We start from the raw sequence: 25876 nt of genomic DNA on the forward strand, positions 1-25876 counted from the left end.
TTAATTACAAATCGATATTAACTCCGAAAGAGAATTTTCTTTGGAAAGGGTAAGCCCATCCGTAGCCATCATTGATGGCTTCAGGATCTACAAAGTTCTTGATTGGAGAGAATTCAAAAATATTCTCCCCTGACACGTAAAGTCTGATTCTAGAAACTTTCAGTTTTTCCAAGACTGGCGCAGGGAATGTATAGCCTACCGTAATGTTCTTTACTCTGAGATACGCGGCATTTTGAAGGTATCTTGTTTGGGAGATATCCAGACCAGCACCGTAGTTGTTATCCGCTAACCAAGCCTGAAGGACAGGGTATTCTGCATCCAGATTTTGCTCTGCCAATCCTGCTTCTATGTAAGACTGAGAGTGCTGTGCCATCAATGCGTCGCTATCAGCTTGGCCTCTGTAGAAATCCAAGTTCCAAGGATAGATGTTTGCATAGGGCTGCTGGTAAGGTCCCCAATACAGATAATGTCTTGGGTAGTAGTCTCTCTTACCCACACCTTGAAGGAATACGGAAAGATCAAATCCACGGTGACTCATGTCTATATTAAAACCGTACCGATATCTAGCACTAGTGTTTCCTATTATCGAAAGGTCTTTTGGATCATCTGCTGTTTGACCTTCTTCGATCTTACCATCTCCATTCAGATCCTTATATTTTGGCCAGCCTGGTACTACTGCTATTGCTCCCCAAGGGACAATTGCCGATTGATCTAGACCTGCTATATCATCTTCATTTTCCATTATTCCATCATTCACTAATCCCCAAATTTCTCCGATTTGTTGACCCACGCGGTAATTGGAGAAAAGTTGATTTTCATTTTGGAAACTGGTGATAAAAGATCTTGAATCCGATAGGATTGCCTTAATACCAAACTTTACAGGATTAGAAGCACTACCAAACTGGTCTCTATAACCCAAAGAAAGTTCAAACCCTTTAGTTCTAAGATCAGCTGCATTTTGTTTAGGAGGGCTTGTACCAAGAACACCAGGAAGCTCCACAGGATCAGTAAGCATCCCCTTAGTGTCTCTGATGAAATAATCAAAGGTACCAGTCACTCGATCTCCTAGCATCCCAAAATCCAACCCTATGTTGTTTGTGATTACTTTCTCCCAAGTATAATTGGTAGGATCTACTGCCAATGATGGTGAAGAGGTGATCACTGTCTGTCTACTACCATTAATCAAATAGTTTGAAGGGCCTGTAGGCAAAGACTGGATATAGCCAAAGTTGGATACATTTTGATTTCCAAGGCTACCATAGGATGCTCTTATCTTAAAAGTAGATACAACACTGGTCAATCCTGAGAAGAATTCTTCATCCATCACTAACCATGACCCAGAAACAGATGGGAAAAATCCCCAACGGTTGTCACCCGGGAATCTGGAAGAACCATCATAACGACCATTAACTTCTAGGATGTAACGATCCTTGAATGAGTAATTGATTCTTCCGAATCCACTACGCAAGGCATATGTGCTATAAGTTGGAGTCACAAATGCATCTCCAGTAGTCAACCCGAGATAGGGTAATGAAGAAGAAATCAACACTCTTCTTTCTGCTTGAATAGTAGAATATTCGAAGTTCTCTTGGTTGAAACCAGCTAGGAAGTTGAATTTATGATCACCCAATGTTTTAGAATACTTGCCGAAAACGTCGAAAATTGTGTTGATCAACGTTCCATTTCTTTCTGTTACAGAACCCGCACCACCTTCAGTCCTGATATCTTCAGGGCCAAATCCAATGTTGTATTTTCTTTGATCCCAGTGGTATTTCCATTGCTCTCTTTTGAAGCTACCACGGCCAGTGAATGTCAAGTCACCGTCCAAAAATGCTGCTGTAGCTTGGATGATATCCTGAAATCCGAACATGTCTTCTTGATTTCTACCACCGTCAACTAACTGAGCAGCTGTTCTACCAGCCGACGTATTTGCCCATGATCCATCAGGGTTCTTCGCAACGTCAGTTGGCTGTAAGTAATAGATGTCTGTGATGTCATTGGTCGGATCTGCACGCTTGGTTTGGTAGATATTCAGGTTGTTATCTACGGTCAACCATGGGAGAGGCTTCATATTCACCTTAGCTCTCATTGAGTAGCGATTCCAAAAATCAGGTGCCAGTTTATTCAGTCCGTTTTCTTTGGTATAATCTCCAGAAACATAATATCCAATTGGCATTTTACCGCTGCTTTTCCCACTTATCGAAAGACTTTGGTTCGTAGAGAAACTGGAAGAATTGAAAAAGTAATCGTTCCAGTTATTGTTCCCCATGTATGCATAAAGATTGGGATTGGTAGGATCCAGTCTGGTGTCTGCTATAGACGGATCTTCTGAGCGTTCTTTAGCCCATTGGTAATGCGCATCTGAATAATTCACATAATCCCAAGGCGTATTGTTAGTGGACGTTTCCAAAACTCTAGAATAAATGTATGGATCGGTCACTGGAGTAGGAAGCACAGATGGCTTACCCCATGCAAAATAGCTGTTGTAAGAGATCTTTTGGTTTCCTTCTGTGCCATTCTTAGTAGTGATTAAAATCACACCAAAAGCAGCTCTCGCACCGTAGATGGCCGCTGAGGCAGCATCTCTTAATACTGAGTAAGACTCAATGTCTGATGGGCTCAATCTCAATAAATCGCTTTCATTACCTGGAATTCCATCGATCACAATCAAAGGACCTCCTCCGTTGATCGAAGTAAAACCTCGAATATTAATAGTAGGTACCGTACCTGGTTTACCACCTTGATACGTGATGTTAAGTCCCGGGCTCATACCTTGAAGGCCTTGTACCACGTTTGCGATAGGACGTTTAGCGATATCTTCACCCGATAGTTGATCCACTGCCCCGGTCACGTTCACTTTCTTCTGTGTTCCGTATCCGACCACAACGACCTGCTCAAGAAGCGTATCTGATTCATTCAGCTCCACATCTATCAAAGATATTCCTGCCACAGGGTTTTCGACTGATTGGTAGCCGATAAATGAGAAAACTAACACTGCATCCTGAGATGAAGTAACTATGGTATATGATCCATCGAGATCAGTAATGGTACCTTTTTGTGTTCCCTTGATTAACACAGAAACTCCAGGCATGCCTAGACCCGAGCTGTCGGTGACTTTTCCTGTCACTTCCCCTTGGGCAAATGACTCAAAACAGATAGCAAATACCAGGAGAGTCAGAAGTCCAACTCCTTTGTTTAGCCTGTTCCAAAATGTTGGTTTTAGTAAAATTTCTTCCATGAAATATTGAATTGAATAAGGTTTATTCTAAAATAATTTACTCTCAGAATCAACTGAAAGTACAGAATTTTATTGAACATTCATTCAATATTAAATATTGATTTCAAGGAATCAAAGCAATTATATTTTTAATAATGGTATTATAATAATTGTTTAACACTGAAACTAAAATAGTCACATTTACGCAAAGTTGGAATAACACGGTATAGGTTTATGATAATTGGAGTATTACGGCAGCAATTATTCCTCATATAATTAATAAAGATCCAACCTTGATGCTAGCGAAATGATAGCACTTCAGAAAGCGGGATCTAGACTATTTGGAGGTTAACCTTGATTTAAAGAACAATAGGTACGCTAAACTAACAAGCCGCCATAGTCTGCTAGCTTTCCCAAAAAGTGGTATGGTAGTATTAGTTAGGCCATAGAATAATACTCATTCTCCACAGTTCCGTCAGCATAAAGTTGAAGGCTTGCAAAGCCTGGAGGTGTCTCCAAATAATACTGCTTGCCTGCTGAATGCTCATCACCATCACCCCACCAAAAACCGCTCAAGGCACCATTGCAGAAATAATGAACGTCGTTGTACCAAGTTCGATCTAAGAGATGCTGATGTCCACTTAGGCATACACGCACCTTGTCCTTGTGTTTATAGAAAAGGCTTTTTAATTCTTTATGATCGCTGTGCTGCCCACCTACTAGCGCGTTGGTAATAGATGTGATAGGAAAGTGTGACATAATGAGTGTCGGAGTATTTGGCTTTAAACCGCCTAGATCATTTTCTAGCCAGTTCATCTGTTCTTCTCCTAAGCTGATACCCTCATGATTGCCGTCTAGAATTATAAAGTGCCAACCTTTTTCATCAAAACTATAATATGATGCAGGCATGTGTAAGCGCTTTACCACGTAAGGTTTACCGTACATTTCATCTTCTTTGGCAGGTGCGTCCCACCAAGGGTCATGATTCCCTATGCAGCTATATACTTTTGCATGTTGAATCTCAGCTCTGAATTGATCCCAAACCTCCCACTGTTCCAAGGTACGCTCTCGCGTTACCTTATCGTATGAAGCATCGTGGATACTATCTCCGCCATTTAGGTAAAAATCAGGTTTGTGTGTTTGCGCTTGCTTGAGCCATTCTATAGCTCTGGCCGGAATATTTTCTTCTGGACGAATATGTATGTCTGTGATATGTGCGACCGTGAGTACAGGAGCATGTGAATTGCCTTTTTTAGCCACCGTCGCTGAAACTAGGGGTACTACGCCCATAGTCAACGAAGCACTGGTCGCTAGAAATTTTCTTCTTTTCATTCAAGTAATTGTTAGGTTTAGAAATTTGTAGGATAGTTGATCTTCCTGAATTACAATTTCGGGTATCCAACATTTCAAATATTATTTTTTCAATTAATTTTCAAATTATAAATTGAACAGCCATTCAATATTATATATTGCATTTATTGTTTCCAACGAATTTTACAACTATAGCAACTTGCTTAACACTATTTTAATATGGGTTTAAAGATTTCAGATGAAAGAAAGAAGGAAATCATAAAGGGATTTTATCAGCTGTCAAAAGCGAATGGTCTGGAAAACACCTCTATAGCTAAAATTGGTAAGCACCTTGGGATGCCTCCAAGTTTGGTGATGCATTACTTTCCCACTCGTGAGATTCTAATCTCAAATCTGATTTCTTACATACTTCAACAGATGCTGCTGATCTATCAGCCAATGCTTGAAGAATTGGAAACTCAAAATTATGCGAATCCGCACACCTTTGTGGATAGACTTTTTTCCAGAGATTGGAATTTACTGTTAGATGATGGCGTATTCTATAGCTGTTACAGCTTGATCTTTAGAAATAAACGAATCAAGGATGAATATCGAGTATTGCATGAGAAATTGCGAGAATATCTGAAAGACATTCTCGACAGGGATGAAAATCTAATTGGGAAGGATACGGAACTCTTATCAGAGCAGATTTTTGTCGTAGTCGAAGGAGCGTATTATTATTTATCCATGTTTGATGATCCTGAAGTTTATGAACAGAAGGTGACTATTTTTAAAAATCAGGTGTACGATCTACTTAGGAAATATGAAGTACAGCATTTATAAAGTTCCAAAAGTACCATGCGCCAAAGCAGCCGAGAAATTCGAATATCACGAGCCAAAGCATTTTATAAACCCATCCGATCTGAATTACCCGGTACAATATTTTTAACCATTTTAGGCTGAATTCTATTTCTTATTCAGCGTCATTTCAAAGAATTGGTACCATGTGCCTCCGGAATTCGCTTCTCCTATTTCATTCCATTGGCCTTGGACGTTAACAGTGAGTACGTATCGGACGTTTTCCGCAGGATACCAGTAAAGTACATCATCAATTAATTCTGCTTTGAATTTGCCCTGTTGATTGCTTTGAAGAAAAGAATTGAAGTTATACTTCCCGCCGCTGCCTGCCATCCTGACGATCGCAAGTGCATTATGGACAATTTTCCCCTCTGATAAACCCTGGCCCTCAATCAGTAGCGCAGTGCCGTTTAGTTTTAAGCTGACTTTTTCTGTGTGCTCAAAAGTCATTTTCTCTCTGCTTTGATTCATCATCCATCCGCTCCTTTCCCATTCTCCTACCAAGAATTCGACTTTCAGAATCGCTTTCTGAGCTTCTATATTCGTATCAAAATTTTTCGCTTTAGTGAATAGCGGCAAGCATATCAGGCAAATTATATGTAAGGTTTTCATGGCATAAAATGGTTTAAAATATTAACCAAATGAATCTTTAAAATTTATGCGATTTACAGGACATTTATTAATTTAGGTTCTATCCTATGAGCTATTGTTTATGAAAAATATTTTTGACCCAAAAGTCCACAGTGAAGTAATCCAACGGATCAACGCCCTCACTTCCGAATCCACGCCGAAATGGGGCAAAATGAGCGTGGACCAGATGTTGGCACATTGTAATGTGGCTTACGAAATGGCCTACAGTAACAAGCATCCCAAACCAAATGGGCTGATGAGATTTCTGCTGAAAACTTTCGTCAAGAATGGTGTGGTCAATGAAAAGCCATATCCCAAAAATTCCAGAACTGCTCCGGCTTTTATCATCAGTGATAAAAGGGATTTTGACTTTGAGAAAAATAAGCTGATCTCCTATGTGACTAAGACCTATGAATATGGCGCTAATTATTTTGACGGAAAAGAGTCACTTACCTTTGGCCCGATGACTTCTCAAGAATGGAATAATCAATTTTACAAGCATCTCGATCACCACCTTTCCCAATTCGGCGTATGATTCATCCAGCTAAATCAATTCGGACTTTTATTGGTGCCAAGAATTATGAAGAAAGCATTCGCTTCTACCAAGTCTTGGGGTTTGATGTGCATACTGTAGCGGAAAAGATGTCATTAGTAAGAGTTTCTGATACCCTTGCTTTTTATTTACAAGACGCTTATTTGAAAGCCTGGTGCGAAAATTCCATGATTTTTCTAGAGATCAAGAATGACCTCGAATCCTATTGGGAAGCGATCAAAGTTCTAGGGCTACCGGATAAATTCCCCGGTACCAAACTCAGTACCATCCAACATAATGACTGGGGAAATGAGTTTTTCCTTCATGATCCGGCGGGCAATCTCTGGCATTTTGGGATATTCAAGTAAACTGGAACTAGCACAAAACTAAATGAAAACTAATTTTTTGGAACATTTTACTTGCTTAGTCCGTTCATAGTCAGTAGATTAAATTCCTTAACCCTTTAACCAAAAGCTTTATGAAAAAGTCATCTGCATTATTTTTACTTCTTTTCATGTTCAGTTTGAGCTTTACTCATGCCCAAACCTCTTCTAATTCTAGGGAGAATATGAATAAATTTCTTTCTCAGACCCTTAAATATCCTACAGAATTGAGGGAAACAAATACAATGGGTCCGGTGGTTATTTCCCTCCAAATAGATAAAGCTGGCTATATGACAGGGGAAATTGATTTTATTTCGGGGGATCCGGCATTCGAAGGTGAAATAAATAGAACAATGAGTCTTTTAAAAGAAAAGTGGAATCCTTCATTTTTGGAAGGCAAAAGCTTTGGGCAAGAATACCTCATGAGCTTTGATTTTAAAATGACTTCAGGTTCCCAGTTTCCTCCAAATCCTTTTATCAAATCATCTGAAGACGCGAAGCCAAAAACGCCACTTGAGGCTGTCAATTTGGCATTGGAAGAAAATCCATATTCACCAAAACTCCTCAATAACAGAGCGGAGATCTTGGCACAAAACGGAAAACAATTACTTTCGGAATTGGATTTGAATCAAGCTAAATTCATAAAGGACAAAATGTTGACTGAAATAGTAATTGTAGGTTACGGGCCTATGGGGCCAAAATCCCTTTAAAAGAGATTCATTTAAAAAAATTGGAAGGAGGTGGTCAAGACCAGCTCCTTTTTTTATTGTATTGCTTTAAATTACAATTTAAGACTTGCCTAAAAAGGGCTAAACTTTCAGAATGGCTCCTATTAGGTCTGATTGTTGATGTTTTTGGATGTAATCAGAAATTTAAAAACATGAACAAAACCCTAATCACGATTAGCCTTTTAGCATCACTGACCACAGCTACTTCCTGCTCCAACCCACAAGAAAAAGTGCAGGCTCCAGAAGAAATCAGCACAGAGGAAAACATACTATATAAATCAGACAATTCAGCCACTTCTTTAGACTGGAACGGAACCTACAGAGGCACTGTGCCTTGTGCTCGATGTGAAGGAATAGAAACCACGCTTACACTCAATATTGATCGCACATATAAATTGTCCACGCATTATTTTGGGCTAAACGACGCGCTGGAAGAAGTCGATTCAGGCACATTTATCTGGGACGAAACTGGATCATTCATCACCTTGGAGAAGGTAAGCAACGGTCCTACCCAATATAAAGTAGGAGAAAACCGCCTTTGGCAGCTTGATAAGGAAAGCAAGAGGATCACAGGAGATCTCGCAGATCACTATATCCTCACCAAAATTCAATAATCCTTACTTGAACCGTACAACCTTGCCATGAGATTTGGAGGTCATATCCTGAGGGATGGAATCGGTTATTTCATTGAATAACAATTCCACCAGTTTCTGTTTGAGGAAACTTCGATTTAAAATGATACTTACTTCCCGGGTAGGTGCAATGCCTTCAAAAGGCCTTAACCTGGTTTTTTCCTCTTCCGAAAGCTCCAGAGTAGCCAGCTCAGGTAAAAGTGTCACTCCCTTGTATCGATTCACCATATTTTTCAGACCTTCCAGAGAGCCACTTTCGTAGTGAAAATTCTTTGGGCCGCTCAGGCTTTGGTCACATAGATTGAGCACCTGATCCCTGAAGCAGTGGCCTTGCTGTAGTAACCAAAAATCTTCCTTCACTACTTTCTCAGGATGGAAAACGGACTCCTTCAGCAATGCGTGGTCTTTGGACAAATAGGCGAAAAACTTCTCATAAAACATCGGTTTTTCTACTATACCCGATTCGAGCAAAGGAGTCACTATTATCCCTAGGTCCAATTCATCATTTTTCAGCTTTTTCACCACTTCTTCGGTTACCATTTCCTGGACTTCCAGCTTCACATAGGGATATTTTTCAAGAAACTTCCGAATGAATAGGTGCAGTAAGTATGGAGCGAGTGTAGGAATGATTCCCAATTTGATCACACCGGAAATATCTCCTTTCAGATCAGCGACCAATTCAAAAATTCCCTTACTCTCAGATACAACCCTTTTGGCTTGTTCGATTATTTGTACCCCCATAGCTGTGGGGATCACAGGCATTTTACTTCTATCAAAAAGAATTACGCCCAAGTCACGCTCCAGCTTACTTAGCTGGGCACTCAAGGTGGGCTGTGTGACAAAACAGCTTGCCGCCGCATGCCCAAAATGTCGGTGTTTATCGACTGCAATAAGGTATTCCAGTTGTTGTATAGTCATAAGATTGAGCTTCACTGAGACTAAAGTAGAAATTTGGCAAAAGAGTTTCTTATTATTATAGCTTGAAATACCATTGATCAAATAGCTAGATGAATATTTTTCAATAGCTTAGAAAATCAGTACTTTATTTTACTGAAATCATCTAACCCATTAATAATCCCAACACCACTTGTAATGAGCAAATCAAATTTTTCCCGAAGGAAGTTTTTAAGTACTTCTATTCTAAGTACAGTCGGCCTTGGCGCTATTCCTACCCTAAGCTTTGGTAAAAGTGCTGTCCCTATTGCTGACTCCTCCAAAATCCGGCTTGGCTTCATCGGAGTTGGACGCCAAGCAATGGGTTTACTAAGCAACATGATGAAAAATCCTATCGTCGATGTAGTAGCGGGTGCGGATGTCTATAAAATTAAACTGGAAAGGTTCCAAGAGCGCGTGGCCAAGCACTATTCGGATGCGAAAAGAGATGCTCCAGCGCTTAAAGTCTATGCTGACTACAAAGATTTACTAGCAAATCCGGAAGTAGATGCGGTGGTGATAGCTTCACCCGATCACTGGCATGCAATGATGGCCATCGATGCCTGTAATGCAGGTAAGGATATTTACCTGGAAAAGCCCCTCACGTTCACCATTCATGAAGGCCAAGAGTTGATCCAGGCAGTTCGCTCAACTGGAACTGTCCTAGCGGTAGGAAGCATGCAGCGATCAGGCGCAAATTTCCAACATGCTGCGCGAATGGTTCAAAAAGGAATGCTGGGAGAAATTAAGCAAGTTTTGGTTAACGTAGGAACTCCACCTCATCCCAAGCCTTATGATTTGCCATCACAGCCGGTTCCCGCTGGATTAGATTGGAAGACATGGGTAGGACCACTTCCGGATATACATTATAACGGAGAATTAAATCCTCCAATTAGCCTCAATCCAGATCAAAATGAAAAAGTATGGGGAGCATGGAGGTGGTATAAAGAAACCGGCGGCGGACTGATGACTGACTGGGGAGCCCATATGATTGACATCGCCCAGTGGGGACTTGGTATGGATAGAAATGGTCCCACAGAAGTTATTCCAGGTACAGATACTACGCCTTTGACTTATAAATATGCCAATGGAGTCCAGATGATTATTGCTCCTTTTGATGAAGGTAGACAAGGAGTAAAATTCTTGGGAGATAAAGGCTGGATTAAAGTTTCCAGAGGACAGTACGACACGGATGTGGCTGCCTGTGAACGAAAATTCTCAGATGATGAGCAGGGGTATGGTGCTCACCATGTGGACTTTATCGATTCAGTGTTGAAGCGAAAAGACCCTGTAGTCCCTGTCGAAATCGGTCATAGCTCTTGTACCGTTTGTACTATTGGAAACATCGCTCATGAATTAGGAAGACCACTCAAATGGGACTCAACCGCACAGGAATTTGTAGATGATTGGGAAGCCAATACCAAGCTTCACTATACATACCAACATGGCTATTCATTGAAAAGCTAATACGCCAAATTTGACCTAAAACTCTGAAAACCTATGAACTCTAAATTGAAATTAGTCTTTTTATTCGAGGCGCTTCTGGGAGCTGCCTTCTTGTTTGTCCAGTGCACCAGCTCACCCAAGGAAAATGTAGAAACCATCTCAGAGACATCTTCCAACGCAATATTTGTTGCCAAGCCAATTGTGGTCGAGGAGCAACCCATTGGAAAATTGGCAATTGGAGACCAGGCACCTCCATTTAATATGCCGGGAATTGATGATAAATTTCACAAGCTGGAAGATTATTCTGATGCAGACGTACTTGTGATCAACTTCACCTGCAATCACTGTCCCACTGCACAGGCATATGAAGACAGGTTTATTGAAGTCGTGGATGATTACAAGGAACAAAAAGTCGCTTTTATAGGGATCTCCTCCAATAGCCCGATTGGAATTCTTCCAGAAGAACTGGGTTATACTGATCTCAGTGACACCTTTGAGGAAATGAAAATCAGAGCTAGGGATAAATCCTATAATTTTCCCTACCTCTATGATGGGGACACTCACGAGTTTTCATTAGCATATGGCCCTACTGCTACTCCTCATGTTTTCGTTTTTGACAAGGATAGAAAACTAAGTTATTCCGGTAGAATAGATGCTTCTGAAAAACCTGGAACTGCCAATGCTGAGGATCTTAGAAAAGCAATAGACATGACTTTGGAGGGGAAGAGCCTTCCAGAGGCTGAATCCCAAACCCCAGCTTTTGGATGCTCGATGAAATGGGCATGGAAAAATGAGTACACGATCAAAACCAACAAAGCCTGGAAAGAAAAAGAAGTAGCTATCGAAAAGCTTTCACCCGATGGCTTAGCAGATCTTTTGAAAAATGACACGGATGAATTGCTCTTGGTAAATTTTTGGGCCACTTGGTGTGGACCCTGCATTATTGAATATCCGGAATTTGTCACCATTCAGCGAATGTATGGGGAGCGCGATTTCCAGTTTGTCTCCATAAGCATGGACAGCCCAGATCAAGCTGAAAAAGCACTTAAATTCCTAAAGGGTAAAGCATCTGCATTGCCGAATTATATCATGGATACCGATGATAAATATGAGGTGATCGATGTGGTCGGAAAAGAATGGGACGGAAGTCTGCCCATTACATTACTCATAGAGCCAGGCGGAGAAATAGCTTATCGGGTTCCTGGCACTATTGATGCGAATGAATTGAAGAGAGAGATCGTTGATCATCCGATGATTGGAAGATATTATTGACAGTATGATTCCTCTTTAAGATTATACAGTTAAATTGTATAAAATCTTAATTGAATACCTATGTCACAAATTCATCAGCTTTCGCTCTCATTGTATTCAAGTTCTAGATTACTTATTCAGCTCATGCAAAAGGAGTTGAATGAGCTGAATTTGACTTATCCACAGTTTCTTGTGCTCTCAGTATTATGGGAAGAAGATGGGCTTAAAGTCAACGAAATAGGTAAACGTCTTCATCTTGACTCAGGCACATTGACTCCCTTGTTGAAAAAACTTGAGGCTATGAATTATGTGAAAAGACAACGGGGTGAGGCTGACGAAAGAACTGTCCATGTGGAATTGACCTATCCCGGAAAATCACTTCAATCAAAAGTTGAAGAAGTTTTAATTGCGCTGAACGAAAAATTGATTCAAACCTCAGAATTAAACCTAACTGATCTAAACCAGTCTCTTGAAACAATGTTAGAAAGTATTAAATCACTTAAAGGCACAGACTAAAATGGAAACCCTTAAAACATTTGAGATTTCAGGCTGTGGCAAAAGCAAGCCATGTCTGTAATCTCTACTTTATTACCTAACACTTTGCGTCTGAGCTATTTCTACCACCGCTAATACTTCCATATTCAATTTTTCAGCCATTAACTTATCAGCTTCAGCACCCTCTGAGTCACCTAATTCATTTTTGAATTTTGCTCGCATAGTATAATATATAGGTTCAAAAGGGTAATTCTTAATTGCGTCATCGTACGTCCTCAGCGCCTTTTCAAGCTTCCCTTTGTCATCAAATTTTTTGGCCATCTCGTGGTAATCCAAGGGCAATGAATTATAAAAAATATTATAACTGAAAACCAGTAAGTACGCTCGATCCACCGGTTTTCCATGTATTTTACTGGGAGTCCAGTCTGCAGTCAATTTTGCTATGGCTTCTTCAGCATGTTTCCCAAGTTCATCTGAAACCTGCTCCTTCGCTTCGTATGAAAGCAATTTTCCCGAATGATCAATTGTGAGAAGAAATATCACATCACCTTGAGTGCCATTTGATGCGGCATCTTCAGGATAAGACAAATCCTGTCCCAGGAGGCTTAACAAATTACCTTCTGAATAAGTCGCTTTTAAGAAATCAGCTTCTGTTTCTGGATTGAATGGAGTTTGGGCAAAGGAAATAAACGTGACAAAAAATGATAAGGGAAGTATGAGACTTCTTCGCATTATTGATAGTTGGTTGAATATGAGGAGCAACATAAGCAATTACAGAACGGGTTGAAACAATGTTTAGTTAAAAAATCAAAAAACCCGTACAATTCCCTTATTAAAATCACTTCTGTCTTGAAGAGCCAATAGGGCATTTTTGGCATTTTTCAGCTCATATTCTTGGATCGGTTTACCAATTATTTTTCCCTCTTCTAACCACTGATACAGTTGATTCATATTATCCCTGTTCAATTCAGGCTCTTGTTTCAAAAAATTACCCCAAAATACACCCACAATAGCACAGCCCTTTAGCAAGGGCAAATTCATAGGGATTTGAGGGATTTCTCCATTTGCAAAACCCACAATTAAATAGCGTCCTTTCCATGCAATTCCTCTAAGAGCAGGCTCTGTATAGTTTCCCCCAACAGGATCCAAAATCACATCCGCACCGGTACCTTGGGTAAGTTCTTTGATTCGGGTTTTCAGGTCTTCACTTTCATAATTGATTATTTCATCCGCTCCTTTACTTTTACATAAAGCCAATTTTTCATCCGAAGAGGCTGCAGCAATGACTTTTGCTCCCATGGCTTTTCCCAATTCTACCCCTGCCATGCCGATTGCCCCTGCTGCTCCTAGCACAAGCAAGGTTTCTCCTTGGAGAAGATTAGCCCGGTCTTTCAAAGCATGATAAGAAGTACTAAACGAATACAGGGAACTAGCCGCAACTTCTGAAGGAATACCATCAGGTATCACAAAAATTCGATCAATATCTACAGCCACCTTTTCTGCAACCCCTCCCCACCGACAAAGCGATAGCACACGATCACCCACTTGGAGGTTTTCTACTTTTTCACCCAATTCAATAATTTCCCCCACAACCTCACCACCCGGAGAATAGGGAAGTTCCGGCTGAAATTGATACTTGTTTTGAATGATCAGCAAGTCAGGAAAACTAACCCCACATACTGCAACTTTAATCAAAACTTGATTTTTGCCTGGTTTTGGATCCGGCAATTCGCCCACTTTCAAATTTTCCAGTGAGCCGAACTCCTCGCAAATCATTGCTCGCATAACGTAATAAGTTGGTTTTTGTAGTGTTGAAAAGTAGGGATAAAATAGGCATTTCATGCTTAAAAGGATAATTTTGAGCGTTTACCAACTAATCCCCAGATATATGGCTGTTATTGATTTTATCCGCGATAATAAAGATCGCTTTCTTAATGAATTATTGGATTTACTTAGAATTCCTTCAGTAAGCGCTGACCCAAAATTCAAAGATGATGTCTTGGCAGCAGCCAATTTTGTGAAAGGGAGTCTGGAAAAAGCAGGTGCCGATGTAGTGGAAATCTGCCAGACTAAGGGCTATCCGATTGTTTATGGGGAGAAAATCATCGACCCTGCCCTAAAGACCGTTTTGGTGTATGGGCATTATGATGTTCAGCCTGCCGACCCCTATGAGCTTTGGGATTCCCCACCCTTTGAGCCGGTGATCAAAAAGACTAAGATTCACCCCGAAGGGGCGATTTTCGCACGTGGATCTGCTGACGACAAAGGGCAGTTTTACATGTACGTGAAAGCGTTTGAAGCCATGATGGCTTCAGGTGATTTACCTTGCAATATCAAATTCATGATCGAAGGGGAAGAGGAAGTCGGTTCTGACAATCTTGATAAGTTCGTTATCGAAAATAAAGAGAAATTAACAGCGGATGTCATCCTGATTTCTGATACCCATATGATCTCTATGCAAGATCCTTCCATCACGGTTGGTCTTCGTGGTATGGCTTATATGGAAGTGGAGGTTACCGGTTCAAACAGGGATTTGCACTCAGGTACCTATGGCGGTGCTGTAGCCAATCCTATCAATGTGCTTTGTGACATGATTGCATCCATGAAAGATGAAAACGATCACATTACGATTCCAGGATTCTATGACAAAGTGCAGGAACTCACTGCTGCGCAACGAGAACGACTGAACGAAGCTCCATTTAATCTCAATGAATACCAAGATAAACTGGATATAGCTGCGGTACATGGAGAAAAAGGCTATACGACCATCGAGCGGGTTGGTATTCGTCCAACGCTTGATGTGAACGGCATCTGGGGAGGATATATAGGAGAAGGAGCGAAGACTGTCCTGCCATCCAAAGCCCATGCAAAAATATCAATGAGACTTGTTCCGGATCAGGATTGGCATGAGATCTCTGAATTGTTTGAAAATTACTTCAAGTCTATCGCCCCCAAATCTGTAAAGGTGAAAGTCCGTGCACATCATGGAGGAGCGCCAGCGGTAGTTTCTGATTCTTCTGTTGGATATAAGGCTGCTGAGGCAGCAATTGAAGAGACTTTTGGAAAAAGACCAATTCCTACACGTGAAGGTGGATCTATTCCTATCGTAGCCTTGTTCCAGAAAGAATTAGGTTCTGATCCGATTTTATTCGGTTTTGGATTGGATACAGATGCATTGCATTCACCCAATGAACATTATGGTGTAAAAAATTACTTTATTGGAATAGAAACCATTGCCGCTTTCTTCCGTCACTTTAAAAAGCTCAGCGAGTAATAAATCCCTTATTGCTATTAATTCCCCTCTCATCTGCAACCCAGCTTCATGACTAAAGCCCAAGGAAAATCAGGAAAACTACTGCTACTGGCATTGCTTTTCTTCGGTTTCTACGCCCAAGCACAAATTATAGCTCCACCAAAATGGACTATTTCCATCGAGCCAACTAATCTGGTGCAAGGTATAGAAGCTACTGTGGTGTTCGAGGCACAAATTCCAATTGGCTGGTATATCTATGCCAATGATTTTGATCCGGATCTTGGGCCTATTTTGGCGACTTTGAAGTTGGATAAACCAGAGGGTTATGAGTTAAAAGGTGACTTTACAGCCATTGATTCCAAGAAAAAGTACGAGGATGTCTGGGAAGGAGATGTCAAGTATTTTATAGGTAAAGGGAGGTTTGAACAGATATTAATTCCTAAGACAGCCAACGGGAGAATTACTGGGTTCATAGAATATCAGATGTGCTCTGACGTAACGGGTCAATGTATCAATTATGAAGAAGACTTTGAACTTACGTTTACTGCAAGTGAGAATAATACAACAGAACCTTTCACTGAATTTGAATCATCAAGTATAGCAGGGTTAGGAGCCGACTCGTCATTGGTAGAAGGAGGAACGACGACGAAGCAATCTGTAAGGGACAATGAGATTGCCACGCCTCGTGCCTCGGCTCGCAATGACGATAATCCATCAATGGAAGAAGGGGAATACGCCACCACTTCTTCAATAGAAATCATCCCAATCCGGGAAAATGAGTCGCTTTGGGGCTTTATGGTTTTGGCTTTCTTAGCCGGGTTGGCAGCATTGTTAACTCCGTGTGTATTCCCAATGATTCCTATGACCGTGAGCTTCTTTACAGGTAGAGCTGGAAGCAAAGCAACGGGAATAAGAAATGCCATCATTTATGGTTTTTCCATTATTGCTATATACACCATTGCAGGAACGGCAGTTGCAGCTATTCAAGGGCCTGAATTCGCCAATTGGCTAGCAACGCACTGGCTTCCGAATCTTTTTTTCTTTGGAATATTCATCTTCTTCGCACTGGCTTTTCTTGGTATGTTCGAGATTACCTTGCCTTCAGGGTTAGTGAATAAAGTGGACGAAAAGGCTGAAAAAGGGGGCTTGGCGGGGATTTTCTTTATGGCTTTTACCTTGGTATTAGTCTCCTTTTCCTGCACTGGCCCGATTGTAGGTTCAATTTTGATCTCTTCGGCTGGAGGGGAATTGCTGAAGCCTATCTTGGGTATGTTTGCCTTTTCACTAGCCTTTGCGATCCCGTTCACCTTGTTTGCTATTTTCCCGGAATGGATGAATCGCCTGCCAAAATCTGGTGGTTGGCTAAACTCTGTGAAAGTAGTTTTGGGTTTCCTTGAACTCGCTCTGGCCTTCAAATTCTTATCTATTGCTGATCTAGTTTACCATTGGGGAATTTTGGATCGTGATATTTTCTTGATTATCTGGATCGTGATTTTCAGTGGATTGGGGCTTTATCTTTTAGGGAAAATTCGCCTTCCTCACGATTCTCCATCCGATTCCATTGGTGTTCCAAGATTGCTTTTGGCCCTCGTTACGTTCATGTTTGTGCTGTATATGATTCCGGGACTTTTTGGTGCTCCGCTCAAATACCTGAGTGGATATCTTCCTCCTATGTCAACTCAGCAATTCAAAATGACTGGCGGTCTAAGTATGCCCGAAGTTGGGGAAAATATTCTGGGTGAGCCTGTGAAATACGCCGACATCCCTTTGGAAATTCCTCATGGGATCCAAGGATTTTTTGACTATGAACAAGCCATGCGAGCAGCGAAGAAAGCAAATAAGCCGCTTCTGATTGATTTCACAGGACATGGTTGTGTGAATTGCCGAAAAATGGAGGAGAATGTCTGGGTGGATCCACAGGTGTTGAAAAGATTGAAGGAGGACTTTGTGATGGTAGCTTTGTATATCGATGAGCGATTGGAGCTTCCAGAAAGTGAATGGTACACTTCGGAATACGACAACAAAGTCAAAAAAACGCTTGGAAAACAAAATGCAGATTTCCAGATCACACGCTTTCAAAACAATGCCCAGCCCTACTATGTGATCTTAGATCATAATGAAAATCTCCTCGCTCAGCCCAAAGGCTACGATACCGATGTTCAGGCATTCATTGAGTTTTTGGATGGAGCGAAGGAGAGATTTAAGGATAGGAATTAATCCTGCTTAAAATTGTAAGTAAGTAATCTTGGGTTGACAATCAGCTGGACCCAACCCCAATTGTTCGTATTTTCAGAGCTTGCTCCTCCCTTGAGTGCACTCATGTTTTTTGTCGCAAACAGTTGAGAATATCCCACATTCATTTTTATGTTTTTGGCGATGGCTTTAGTGAAAACAAAATCGAGTTCTGTTCCTAATCCTTTCCCAAGACCATTCGCCAAATCGGCATTTGTAGAGAAATAGTGCGTATTCACCGCAAGGTTTGATTTCTCCCCAGTGGTAATTTGCACCTTTCCATAGACATCATTCAGACCTACATTATTTGCATGATTCCCCACATAGAAATAATCCATGTAGCCATTGAACTTATGGTTTGTTCCATACAACGGGAAGAAGGAGTTGTTATTTTCCCCGCCAACCTGATTTGTACCGCTTAGCGATTCGAAACCGAGAATAAAAGCCACTTTTCCAGGCTTGTATTTTGCCTCGACCATGTATTGATAAGCAGCAAGATCAGTGGTGGTATTTGCCATACCCGTTTGCAGATAGGCTGATCCGGTCACATTAAGGAATGCGAGTGGAAACGAAAAGTAAGTTCCGGTAGTTTGTCGGTTATAAACTCCATCCGTTTGCGGGACTGGGTCTGAGGTGTATTTCTGGAAACCGTTGTTCATAAACAAAAAGCTGAAGGAGGCCTTGTCCCAGGTTTTCGTCAAATGCGCTAGCTGCATAGTCTTATAAGAAAAACCGCCTGTTATGGTGTATTCACTTCCAAAGTTAACTTGGTTCTGTTGATTAAAGGCAAAAGCGAATTCAAGTTCAACTCTATCTTTAGAATACTGGATCATCGCAGCATCATGAAACCTGCCCTGCATCGCCCAATCCGTTTCGCCAAGTATCCGCTCATCGTCATAGGAAATAACCTGCCTTCCAAATTTAATCGCCCAGTTGGGGGTGAACGAATAGCGAAACCAGCCTTGAAATAAGCCAAATGAATCATTGCCATCAGCGACATTGAGCTGCTGGGTATCTCCCCAGGTGCTCACATCTTGCACGCTGATGTACACCTGCAATTTTTCATCTCTATAGCCGAAATTCAATCGGGATCGCTGGGTAACAAAAGCAGCGGCTTTAGCCTCATCAGCAAATAAACTCGCATAACCGTGTCTGTATTCGAAGCGGGGACGGATATCCGCATCTAACGTGAATTCCTGAGCTTTAGTAAACTGTGCAACTAAGGTGAGTAAGAATAGTAATGTAAAAGTTTTTTTCATAGTCTGGGAGAGTGTGGATAAAATCCATCTGTAATTGATCACTAATCCCTGCAAAATGCCTTCAATCTACCTGTTTCTCAAATATCTTTTTGACAAACTTTGATTTAGGACCTTCACATAAGGAGCAATGATATGTTTCCGGTAGATCTTCGAAAAGAGTCAACGCTGGAATATTCTGAACCAAATCCCCATACTGAGGATCATAAACGGTGAGACAGTCAGCGCACTGGTAAGCTTCTATTTTGATCGTTTCTTTAGGGCTGTATAGCTTTTTAGAACGTTCCTGTTTTTTCCCCAATTGCTCGAAATACATCTTGCTCAACTCAATCAATAGACCTGGTAATTCGACTTTATCAACTTCCTGAACATACACGATGTATTGCTGGGTATTCGGGTCGAAGTTTTTGGCATAAAGCAAATTGTAGGTATTGCGGATTTTTATTTCATCCAGACCTGCATGAGGAAGATTTTTCTCTACAATAATAGAGGTGAAGTAATATGCTTTTCTAGTATAATCTGTGATCCCGAAAGTCAATCCATAGGTACTGATGTCTCTTTTGTCAAAGTTTTCTACCAAATATTCCTTCAGCTTGAGAGCCGATTTATTATTGACCGGTAGGTGCCAATTCAGCTCAAGCATAGAGTGACGCACATTGATTCCATAGCGACCTAGTAGTCTTTCCCATTCGATTTTTGAATTTTCAGGTATTCCCTTAATAATGATGGATTTCCAGGGAGTAATGGAGATTTTACCTATGCGACTGTCCGCACAGAGGTCGCACAATACTTTAAGGAAATCTGTATAATACTTGTTGTTTCTCCAGTATAATCCCAGCCAATAACGGTCATCACCTACACGATTGATTCCCTCATAGTATGGAAATGGGTAAAAAGGCACTTCCAATGGATTATCCACCGTCCTGTTGTTGGAATCCACTGCATCATTGACCAACTCAAAAAGCACCTCTACCGTCTCTGGCTCCTCTTGAAGGATGGCCTCGATGGCTGAAGCCACCTTTGCCATATCCCAACTGTAAATAAGTGCAGGATACATCATCGTATTCTCCCACTCCGGCAAGCGCACATACAGGTACCAATAATCCTCATGCTGTGAAGCAATGAAATTCAGATGTCCAGTAAACAGCGGAACCAAGCGCTGTCTAGGATCGGTAATGTTGATTTTGAGATTTGGCTGAACACGAAACTGCTCCAAAATATACAAGTATCGATCGCCTGTCAGCCAAGGTGTATTTGGGAAAATATCTGCCGATACGTACGAAGAAACAATATTTTCTGCCCCAATTTCCTCAGGGGAGACTAATTGAAATTTGTCTTGCGTATCGATCTGCAGATTACCTTCCTCTTTGATAAAAAGGATATCCTGCCGGGAACCGAAGGAAATGGTGTCCAAGCCGGCACTTTCTGCCAATTCCAAAATCTGCTTCAATTCGGCAGGCGATAGTACACCTCCTTTCACCACTATTCTTGAAAAGGTCTGTTTCATCTGTTTATTGTTTTTCAGTGGGCATAACCTGTCCCGTGACAAAGGAAACGGGATAGCCTGTCTCGCATAGTTGGCAATGATCTCTATGTGTGCTGTTCTTTATCATGCTCGATTTCATGCCAGGACTTTTGATTGGTGAAGAATTTCTCTAACCTCAGTTTTACAGCTGCCACAACCCAAACCGGCTCCTGTTTGCTGGCAAAGTTCGGTGAAATCTGAACATCCACCTGTGATGGCTTCCTTAATATTTCCTTCTCCCACACGGCTACAGCTACAGACTAATTTGCCGATGACCGGGCGAGTATCCGAAGAACCCATCAGCAGGGATTTTCTTTTTTCGGAAAGCTCTATTTTGTTTTCGATCAAGGATTTGAACTCAGCAAATTCATTTTTGTCACCCATCAGCACTGCCCCGATAAGTAAATCGTCCTTAACGATGCATTTTTTGTAATAACGCCGACTCATATCGGTGAAAATGATTTCCTCATAAGAATCATCATTTTCAGGAATCAATATGTCGCCAATACTGCAAAGTTCCAGATCTTTGAATTTCAAAATATTCATCAGCACCGAACCCGCGTAAATGCTACTCACATCACCTGCAATATAATTGGCCAATACCATGGCCTGCTCTTCAGCTGCTGAAGTGATCCCGAATAGTTGATTTTGGAATTCAGCGATCTCGCCTATGGCAAAAATGTTGGGATAATTCGTCTGTAAATGCTGGTTTACCTTGATGCCTCGTCCGCAAAGAATGCCATTATCGCGCGCAATTTTTATGTTGGGCTGGGTTCCAATGGCATAAACTACGGCATTGGCATAAATGATTTTTCCGCTTTTCAGCGTGATGGATAAGGATTTATTCTCTTCCTCATCGAAAACGGTACTCACCTCATTATCGAAATACACATGTATTCCCCGCTCTTGCACGTCCAGTGATAGCAGCTTACTGGATACTTCGTCCAGCTGCCGCTCCATCAATCGGGAAGCACGTTGCACTATAGTCACTTTCACATGATTGTGCTGCAATGCTGCCGCTAATTCTAGCCCAAGGAGTCCTCCCCCGATTATCACTACGTGCTGGTTTTCAGGCGGAAGTTTGGTAGAATCCAGGTAATCCTTAAATCTGTCAGCGTCTATTTTACTTCGCATTGTGAAGCGCCCAGGAAGATCCAATTGGGCATCTTTGGGAATGAAAGCGCGGCTTCCCGTAGCCAGTATCAGCTTGTCAAAGGAATATTCTTTTCCTTCATCATCCACCACCACCTGCTTTTCAGGATCAATTTTATCTATAGCAAGTCCGGTATGAAGGCTAATCTTCAATTTCTTAAGCTCATGCTCCTTTATCTTCTGTAGCTGCTCCCAAGTCAGTTCCTCTGTTACATACTCTGGTAAAAGCACCCGGTTATAGAAGGGATGTGGCTCTTTGGAGAACACATGGATTTGATCCGAATCGTTGTGCTCCCGATAATTCTGGACAAAGCGGAATGCCGCCGCTCCAGCTCCTACTACCACTATTTTCTCTTGAACCTTTTTGTATTTGGAAACGGATACTGTTGTGAATTTAAAATCCGGTTCTTTTGACTGGGGATCCACCACAGTTTTGGTCAGATTATTTGCCCGATTGAGGTCACTTTGCAGTTGCTTGCCCCAGTGCATGGGAAGAAATACCACTCCCTCGCGAATGCTTTTTGAAAGTTTCGCCTTTACGCGAACTATCCCATTCATACTTTTTACTTCTACCACATCTCCGTCTTTCACTTTGTCCAAGTAAGCATCGATTGGGTTGATTTCAAGTATCGGACTAGGATAATGTGTGCGCAGTCGGGAGACTTTTCCAGTCTTTGTCATGGTATGCCACTGATCTCTTACGCGTCCCGTGGTAAGGATCAGCGGAAATTCTTTGCTGGTTTTTTCAGAAGTATTAGTAATCTGAGCAGGGATATTAAAGACTGCTTTTTGTGAAGGAGTATAGAATTTGTTGTCTGCAAAAAGCCGCGGAGTACCCGTATGCCTGTAGGCTGGTACTGGCCACTGGAATGTGCCTTCACTCTTCAGTCTATCATAACTCAGGAAGGAAATATCGATGTTTGTGCCTTTCGTCATGGCGCAGTATTCCTCGTATATTTCCTCTGTATTGGTATAATTGAACCCTCGGAAACCCATTCTGCGTGCAAAATCACAGAGAATCTCCACATCAGGCCTAGCTTCACCCGGAGGGTTGATGCCTTTGTTTAAGTAGGAAATCCGACGCTCCGAATTAGTCATCGTACCTTCCTTTTCCAGCCATCCAGCTGCAGGAAGTACCAGGTCGGCATAGGCTACTGTATCTGCTTTGTGAGAAATATCCTGCACCACCACAAATTTGGCATTTTTAAGTGCCTTTTCGATTCTCTTCGAATTTGGCAAACTCACCATAGGATTGGTGCAGATGATCCATACAGCCTTCATCTCCCCACTTTCCAAGGCATCAAACATTTCTGTGGCTGCGTACCCCGGCTCTGGAGAAATCTCATTTACGCCCCAAAAATTGGCTACTTCCTGACGATGTACCGGGTTATTCAGATCCTTGTGCACTGCGAGTAGGTTCGCCATGCCGCCTACTTCACGACCCCCCATGGCATTGGGCTGGCCTGTAAGTGAAAATGGCCCGTTGCCTGGCTTTCCGATCCTTCCAGTCACTAGAGAAAGATTCAGAAGTGAAAAGTTCTTATCCGTGCCGATGGCACTTTGATTCAGACCCATCGCCCACATGCTGATAAATCCTTTGGACTCGCCGATGATCTCAGCCACCTGCTTAATCTCATCAATAGATATCCCACAGAGTTTGGAAGCTTCTTTCAAGGAAGTTTCCATGACTTGCTTGCGGTATTTCAGGTAGTTTTCGGTGTGTTTTTCTATAAATTCTTTGTCAGCTAGGCCGATATCAATGATTCTTCTTCCGATGGCATTGTACAAAATGATATCTGTGCCAGGGATGATTTGCAGGTGAATATCTGCGAAAGTTGCCGAATCGGTTTTACGCGGATCCACCACGATTATCTTCACATTCGGGTTTTTCTCCTTATGCTTTTCCAGTCTTCGAAAAAGTATGGGGTGACACCAAGCTGGATTTGCGCCAGCGATCAGAAAAGCATCTGCGAGCTCGATGTCCTCATAAGAGATAGGAACAGAATCTTCACCAAAAGTTTTTTTGTATGCCACCACCGCCGAGCTCATGCACAGCCGACTGTTTGTATCGATGTTATTGGTACCAAGAAAGCCTTTGGTCAGCTTATTTGCGATGTAATATTCTTCCGTCAGGCATTGGCCTGAGATATAAAAGCCCACACTTTTTGGCCCATATTTCTGGATCAGGGACTTAAAGACGCCCGCTGCTCGATCCAGCCCCTCGTCCCAGCTTACCCGCTCCCGGGGGTGGGTTCGGCTCCAGCGCATTTCCGGATAGAGAATTCTATCAGAGGTATCATTGACTACGTAGTGGAGGTTCATCCCTTTGGAACACAGCATACCCTTGTTCACCGGATGATCTTGATCACCCTCGACCTGAACTTTGTTTTGAGCGTCCACACCAGCTACTATTCCACAGCCAACGCCGCAGTAGGAACAAGTGGTTTTGACTTTTTTATCTGGGATCACAACTCAGAAATTACAATTAGAAATTGGATAAGAACAAAATAGCTCATCCGCATGACAATTGGTCAATTGCAGAAGAGCTATTCCGGGGACTACTGTTACAAGTTAATTATCTATTCGGACTAATTCAGGCTGTAGTTTGCTTAATTCTACTTCAGCTACTTTCTCATCTTCGGTGCTAAACCGGATGGCTAGTGCCACGACGCCAGAAACTACGATCAGCCCCCCAATGACTAGGTATCCTGCAGAAACCGCACTTGCCGCTGCTGCTGATTGAGCTGCTACAGCAGCTTCTGACCCCATTGTTTCGCTAGCAATAAGCGCTGCTTTTTCAGCCACTGCGGACTTGGAACTCAAAAACAAGGCTGCCAAAAACGCACCGAAATTTCCCCCGGCACCTACGATTCCAGAGATGGAGCCTATGGCTTTTCTATTCACAAAAGGGACAACTGAGAATGTAGCTCCCTCTGCCATCTGCACAGTCAAGCTGAATGCCACAAGTAATCCAAACCCAAGAACCAAGCTGGTGGCTAGAGAAAACAAACTTAGCATCAAGCCTTCGGCAATTAAGATTGCTGCCAAAAACCAGACTCTTCCTTTCAGTCCTTTAGTTTTACCGAATTTATCTCCAAAAAAACCACCCAATGTTCTTGCAAAAATATTCATTAGAGCAAAAGAAAGCACGATGTTTCCTGCCGTAATTCGTTCGAGTTGAAAAGTGTTTTGCAGGTAATCATCCATGGTGCCATATACTGTCAGTTCTATTCCAAAACAGGCAGCGTAAACAATGAAAAGCAACCAAACGCGGTAGTCTTTGACTGCTTCTATAAAACCGACTTTATCTTTTTTGGTGGAAGGGACTTTCACTCCCCTTGCCTCTAATTCTTTAAAATTCCCTTCAGGAGTATCTTTAGTAAAGAAATAGTATATCAATCCCATGACAAAGCATACGATTCCGGCTATCACCATAGCATACCTCCAAGCATCTGCTTCAGCTACACCCAGTCCAATCACTATGGCTGCAATGATGGGCATACCCAGTCTATTTGCCCCACCCCCTAGATTTCCCCATCCAGCAGAAGTGGCATTGGCAGTTCCAACCACATTGGATGCAAACATCAGGGAGGTATGCACCTGAGTGATCACAAAAGAAGCCCCGATGAATCCTGTCAATAGTCGGCAAATGTAAAATTGCATAGGTGTCTGCACCAGCCCACTGAAAATCACAGGAATAGATCCTAAGATAAGCAGCCAGGTATAGCAAAGCCTTGGACCATATTTGTCACATAGCTTGCCGATCAATAATCTGGCGAAAACAGTGCCCGCTACTGCAAGAACGGTTGCGTTCCATTTTTGTGCAGGAGTAAGGCCTAAGTCCTTGACTACATCCGGCATAAAGGGAACAATGCCGAACCATGCAAAGAAGCAGATGAAGAATGCGATGGAAGTGATCCAGAAAGTTCGGATCGGGACAGTTTTAAAATCTAATAGATTTAACCGTGTTGCTTTGTGTGTAAGTAGTGGTTGCATAATACTTAATTTTAAGGTGCTTAAAAGTAAGTATTAATACGTAATTATAATAATATAATACGTAATA

Annotated in this window: 20 protein-coding genes; 10 read left to right on the forward strand and 10 right to left on the reverse strand. The window is 41.9% G+C overall.

Translation table 11 applies throughout. The features are described 5' to 3' along the window. Positions 1 to 4: 4 nt before the first annotated feature. Entirely contained in the window at positions 5 to 3238 is a 3234-nt protein-coding gene (locus U3A58_RS03950; RefSeq protein WP_323822089.1) for a SusC/RagA family TonB-linked outer membrane protein, read from the reverse strand. 417 nt (positions 3239 to 3655) lie between these two features. Next, positions 3656 to 4549, reverse strand: a complete 894-nt coding sequence (locus tag U3A58_RS03955) for a metallophosphoesterase family protein (RefSeq protein WP_323822090.1) — start codon at positions 4547 to 4549, stop codon at positions 3656 to 3658. 198 nt (positions 4550 to 4747) lie between these two features. On the opposite strand from U3A58_RS03955, the gene U3A58_RS03960 reads away from it, so the two are divergent. After that, complete coding sequence (locus U3A58_RS03960) at positions 4748 to 5350, forward strand: TetR/AcrR family transcriptional regulator (protein ID WP_323822091.1); 603 nt, start codon at positions 4748 to 4750, stop codon at positions 5348 to 5350. A gap of 123 nt (positions 5351 to 5473) precedes the next feature. Here U3A58_RS03960 and U3A58_RS03965 read toward each other — a convergent pair whose 3' ends face one another. Beyond that, positions 5474 to 5977 (reverse strand): hypothetical protein, encoded by a 504-nt coding sequence (locus U3A58_RS03965; RefSeq protein WP_323822092.1) that lies wholly within the window; start codon positions 5975 to 5977, stop codon positions 5474 to 5476. 100 nt (positions 5978 to 6077) lie between these two features. On the opposite strand from U3A58_RS03965, the gene U3A58_RS03970 reads away from it, so the two are divergent. The 4 genes from U3A58_RS03970 (at position 6078) to U3A58_RS03985 (ending at position 8252) form a co-directional block, all read left to right on the forward strand. Beyond that, positions 6078 to 6530, forward strand: coding sequence for a DUF1569 domain-containing protein (locus U3A58_RS03970; RefSeq protein ID WP_323822093.1), 453 nt, complete (start codon positions 6078 to 6080; stop codon positions 6528 to 6530). Next, positions 6527 to 6895, forward strand: a complete 369-nt coding sequence (locus U3A58_RS03975; RefSeq protein ID WP_323822094.1) for a VOC family protein — start codon at positions 6527 to 6529, stop codon at positions 6893 to 6895. The genes U3A58_RS03970 and U3A58_RS03975 overlap by 4 nt, the downstream gene beginning before the upstream one ends. 110 nt (positions 6896 to 7005) lie before the next feature. After that, complete coding sequence (locus tag U3A58_RS03980) at positions 7006 to 7620, forward strand: energy transducer TonB (protein ID WP_323822095.1); 615 nt, start codon at positions 7006 to 7008, stop codon at positions 7618 to 7620. A gap of 170 nt (positions 7621 to 7790) precedes the next feature. Beyond that, entirely contained in the window at positions 7791 to 8252 is a 462-nt protein-coding gene (locus tag U3A58_RS03985) for a copper resistance protein NlpE (RefSeq protein WP_323822096.1), read from the forward strand. Between the two features lie 3 nt (positions 8253 to 8255). Here the strand turns inward: U3A58_RS03985 and U3A58_RS03990 are convergent, their stop codons facing one another. Then, the gene (locus tag U3A58_RS03990) at positions 8256 to 9188 is read right to left on the reverse strand and encodes a hydrogen peroxide-inducible genes activator (protein ID WP_323822097.1); all 933 of its coding nucleotides are present in this window, start codon (positions 9186 to 9188) and stop codon (positions 8256 to 8258) included. A 174-nt stretch (positions 9189 to 9362) separates the two neighbouring features. Here U3A58_RS03990 and U3A58_RS03995 point away from each other — a divergent pair, with 174 nt between their 5' ends. From U3A58_RS03995 to U3A58_RS04005, 3 genes are read left to right on the forward strand one after another with little or no spacing between them, the layout of a single operon-like run. Then, on the forward strand, positions 9363 to 10670 hold the full coding sequence (locus U3A58_RS03995) for a Gfo/Idh/MocA family protein (RefSeq protein WP_323822098.1): 1308 nt from the start codon (positions 9363 to 9365) through the stop codon (positions 10668 to 10670). Between the two features lie 33 nt (positions 10671 to 10703). Then, on the forward strand, positions 10704 to 11921 hold the full coding sequence (locus U3A58_RS04000; RefSeq protein WP_323822099.1) for a redoxin domain-containing protein: 1218 nt from the start codon (positions 10704 to 10706) through the stop codon (positions 11919 to 11921). 60 nt (positions 11922 to 11981) lie between these two features. Beyond that, positions 11982 to 12416, forward strand: a complete 435-nt coding sequence (locus U3A58_RS04005) for a MarR family winged helix-turn-helix transcriptional regulator (protein ID WP_323822100.1) — start codon at positions 11982 to 11984, stop codon at positions 12414 to 12416. 72 nt (positions 12417 to 12488) lie between these two features. Here the strand turns inward: U3A58_RS04005 and U3A58_RS04010 are convergent, their stop codons facing one another. Together U3A58_RS04010 and U3A58_RS04015 are read right to left on the reverse strand one after the other, a co-directional pair. Next, positions 12489 to 13127, reverse strand: coding sequence for an energy transducer TonB (locus U3A58_RS04010; RefSeq protein ID WP_323822101.1), 639 nt, complete (start codon positions 13125 to 13127; stop codon positions 12489 to 12491). A gap of 75 nt (positions 13128 to 13202) precedes the next feature. Further along, the gene (locus U3A58_RS04015; protein WP_323822102.1) at positions 13203 to 14180 is read right to left on the reverse strand and encodes an NADPH:quinone oxidoreductase family protein; all 978 of its coding nucleotides are present in this window, start codon (positions 14178 to 14180) and stop codon (positions 13203 to 13205) included. Positions 14181 to 14283: 103 nt separating this feature from the next. On the opposite strand from U3A58_RS04015, the gene U3A58_RS04020 reads away from it, so the two are divergent. Together U3A58_RS04020 and U3A58_RS04025 are read left to right on the forward strand one after the other, a co-directional pair. After that, positions 14284 to 15669, forward strand: a complete 1386-nt coding sequence (locus U3A58_RS04020; RefSeq protein ID WP_323822103.1) for a dipeptidase — start codon at positions 14284 to 14286, stop codon at positions 15667 to 15669. Between the two features lie 48 nt (positions 15670 to 15717). After that, on the forward strand, positions 15718 to 17865 hold the full coding sequence (locus U3A58_RS04025; protein ID WP_323822104.1) for a protein-disulfide reductase DsbD family protein: 2148 nt from the start codon (positions 15718 to 15720) through the stop codon (positions 17863 to 17865). Here U3A58_RS04025 and U3A58_RS04030 read toward each other — a convergent pair. The 4 genes from U3A58_RS04030 to U3A58_RS04045 all read right to left on the reverse strand — a co-directional run bounded on the left by U3A58_RS04030 (position 17862) and on the right by U3A58_RS04045 (position 25809). After that, positions 17862 to 19139 (reverse strand): alginate export family protein, encoded by a 1278-nt coding sequence (locus U3A58_RS04030; protein WP_323822105.1) that lies wholly within the window; start codon positions 19137 to 19139, stop codon positions 17862 to 17864. The two genes, U3A58_RS04025 and U3A58_RS04030, sit on opposite strands and share 4 nt — an antisense overlap. Before the next feature lie 61 nt (positions 19140 to 19200). After that, the gene (locus U3A58_RS04035) at positions 19201 to 20643 is read right to left on the reverse strand and encodes a rubredoxin (protein WP_323822106.1); all 1443 of its coding nucleotides are present in this window, start codon (positions 20641 to 20643) and stop codon (positions 19201 to 19203) included. A 114-nt stretch (positions 20644 to 20757) separates the two neighbouring features. Next, positions 20758 to 24279: a molybdopterin-dependent oxidoreductase gene (locus tag U3A58_RS04040; RefSeq protein WP_416377280.1), complete on the reverse strand. Its 3522-nt coding sequence runs from the start codon at positions 24277 to 24279 to the stop codon at positions 20758 to 20760. 105 nt (positions 24280 to 24384) lie between these two features. Further along, complete coding sequence (locus tag U3A58_RS04045; RefSeq protein WP_323822108.1) at positions 24385 to 25809, reverse strand: MFS transporter; 1425 nt, start codon at positions 25807 to 25809, stop codon at positions 24385 to 24387. Between the last annotated feature and the right edge of the window lie 67 nt (positions 25810 to 25876).

The organism is Algoriphagus persicinus, assembly GCF_035156415.1.
Classification (GTDB): Bacteria; Bacteroidota; Bacteroidia; order Cytophagales; family Cyclobacteriaceae; genus Algoriphagus; species Algoriphagus persicinus.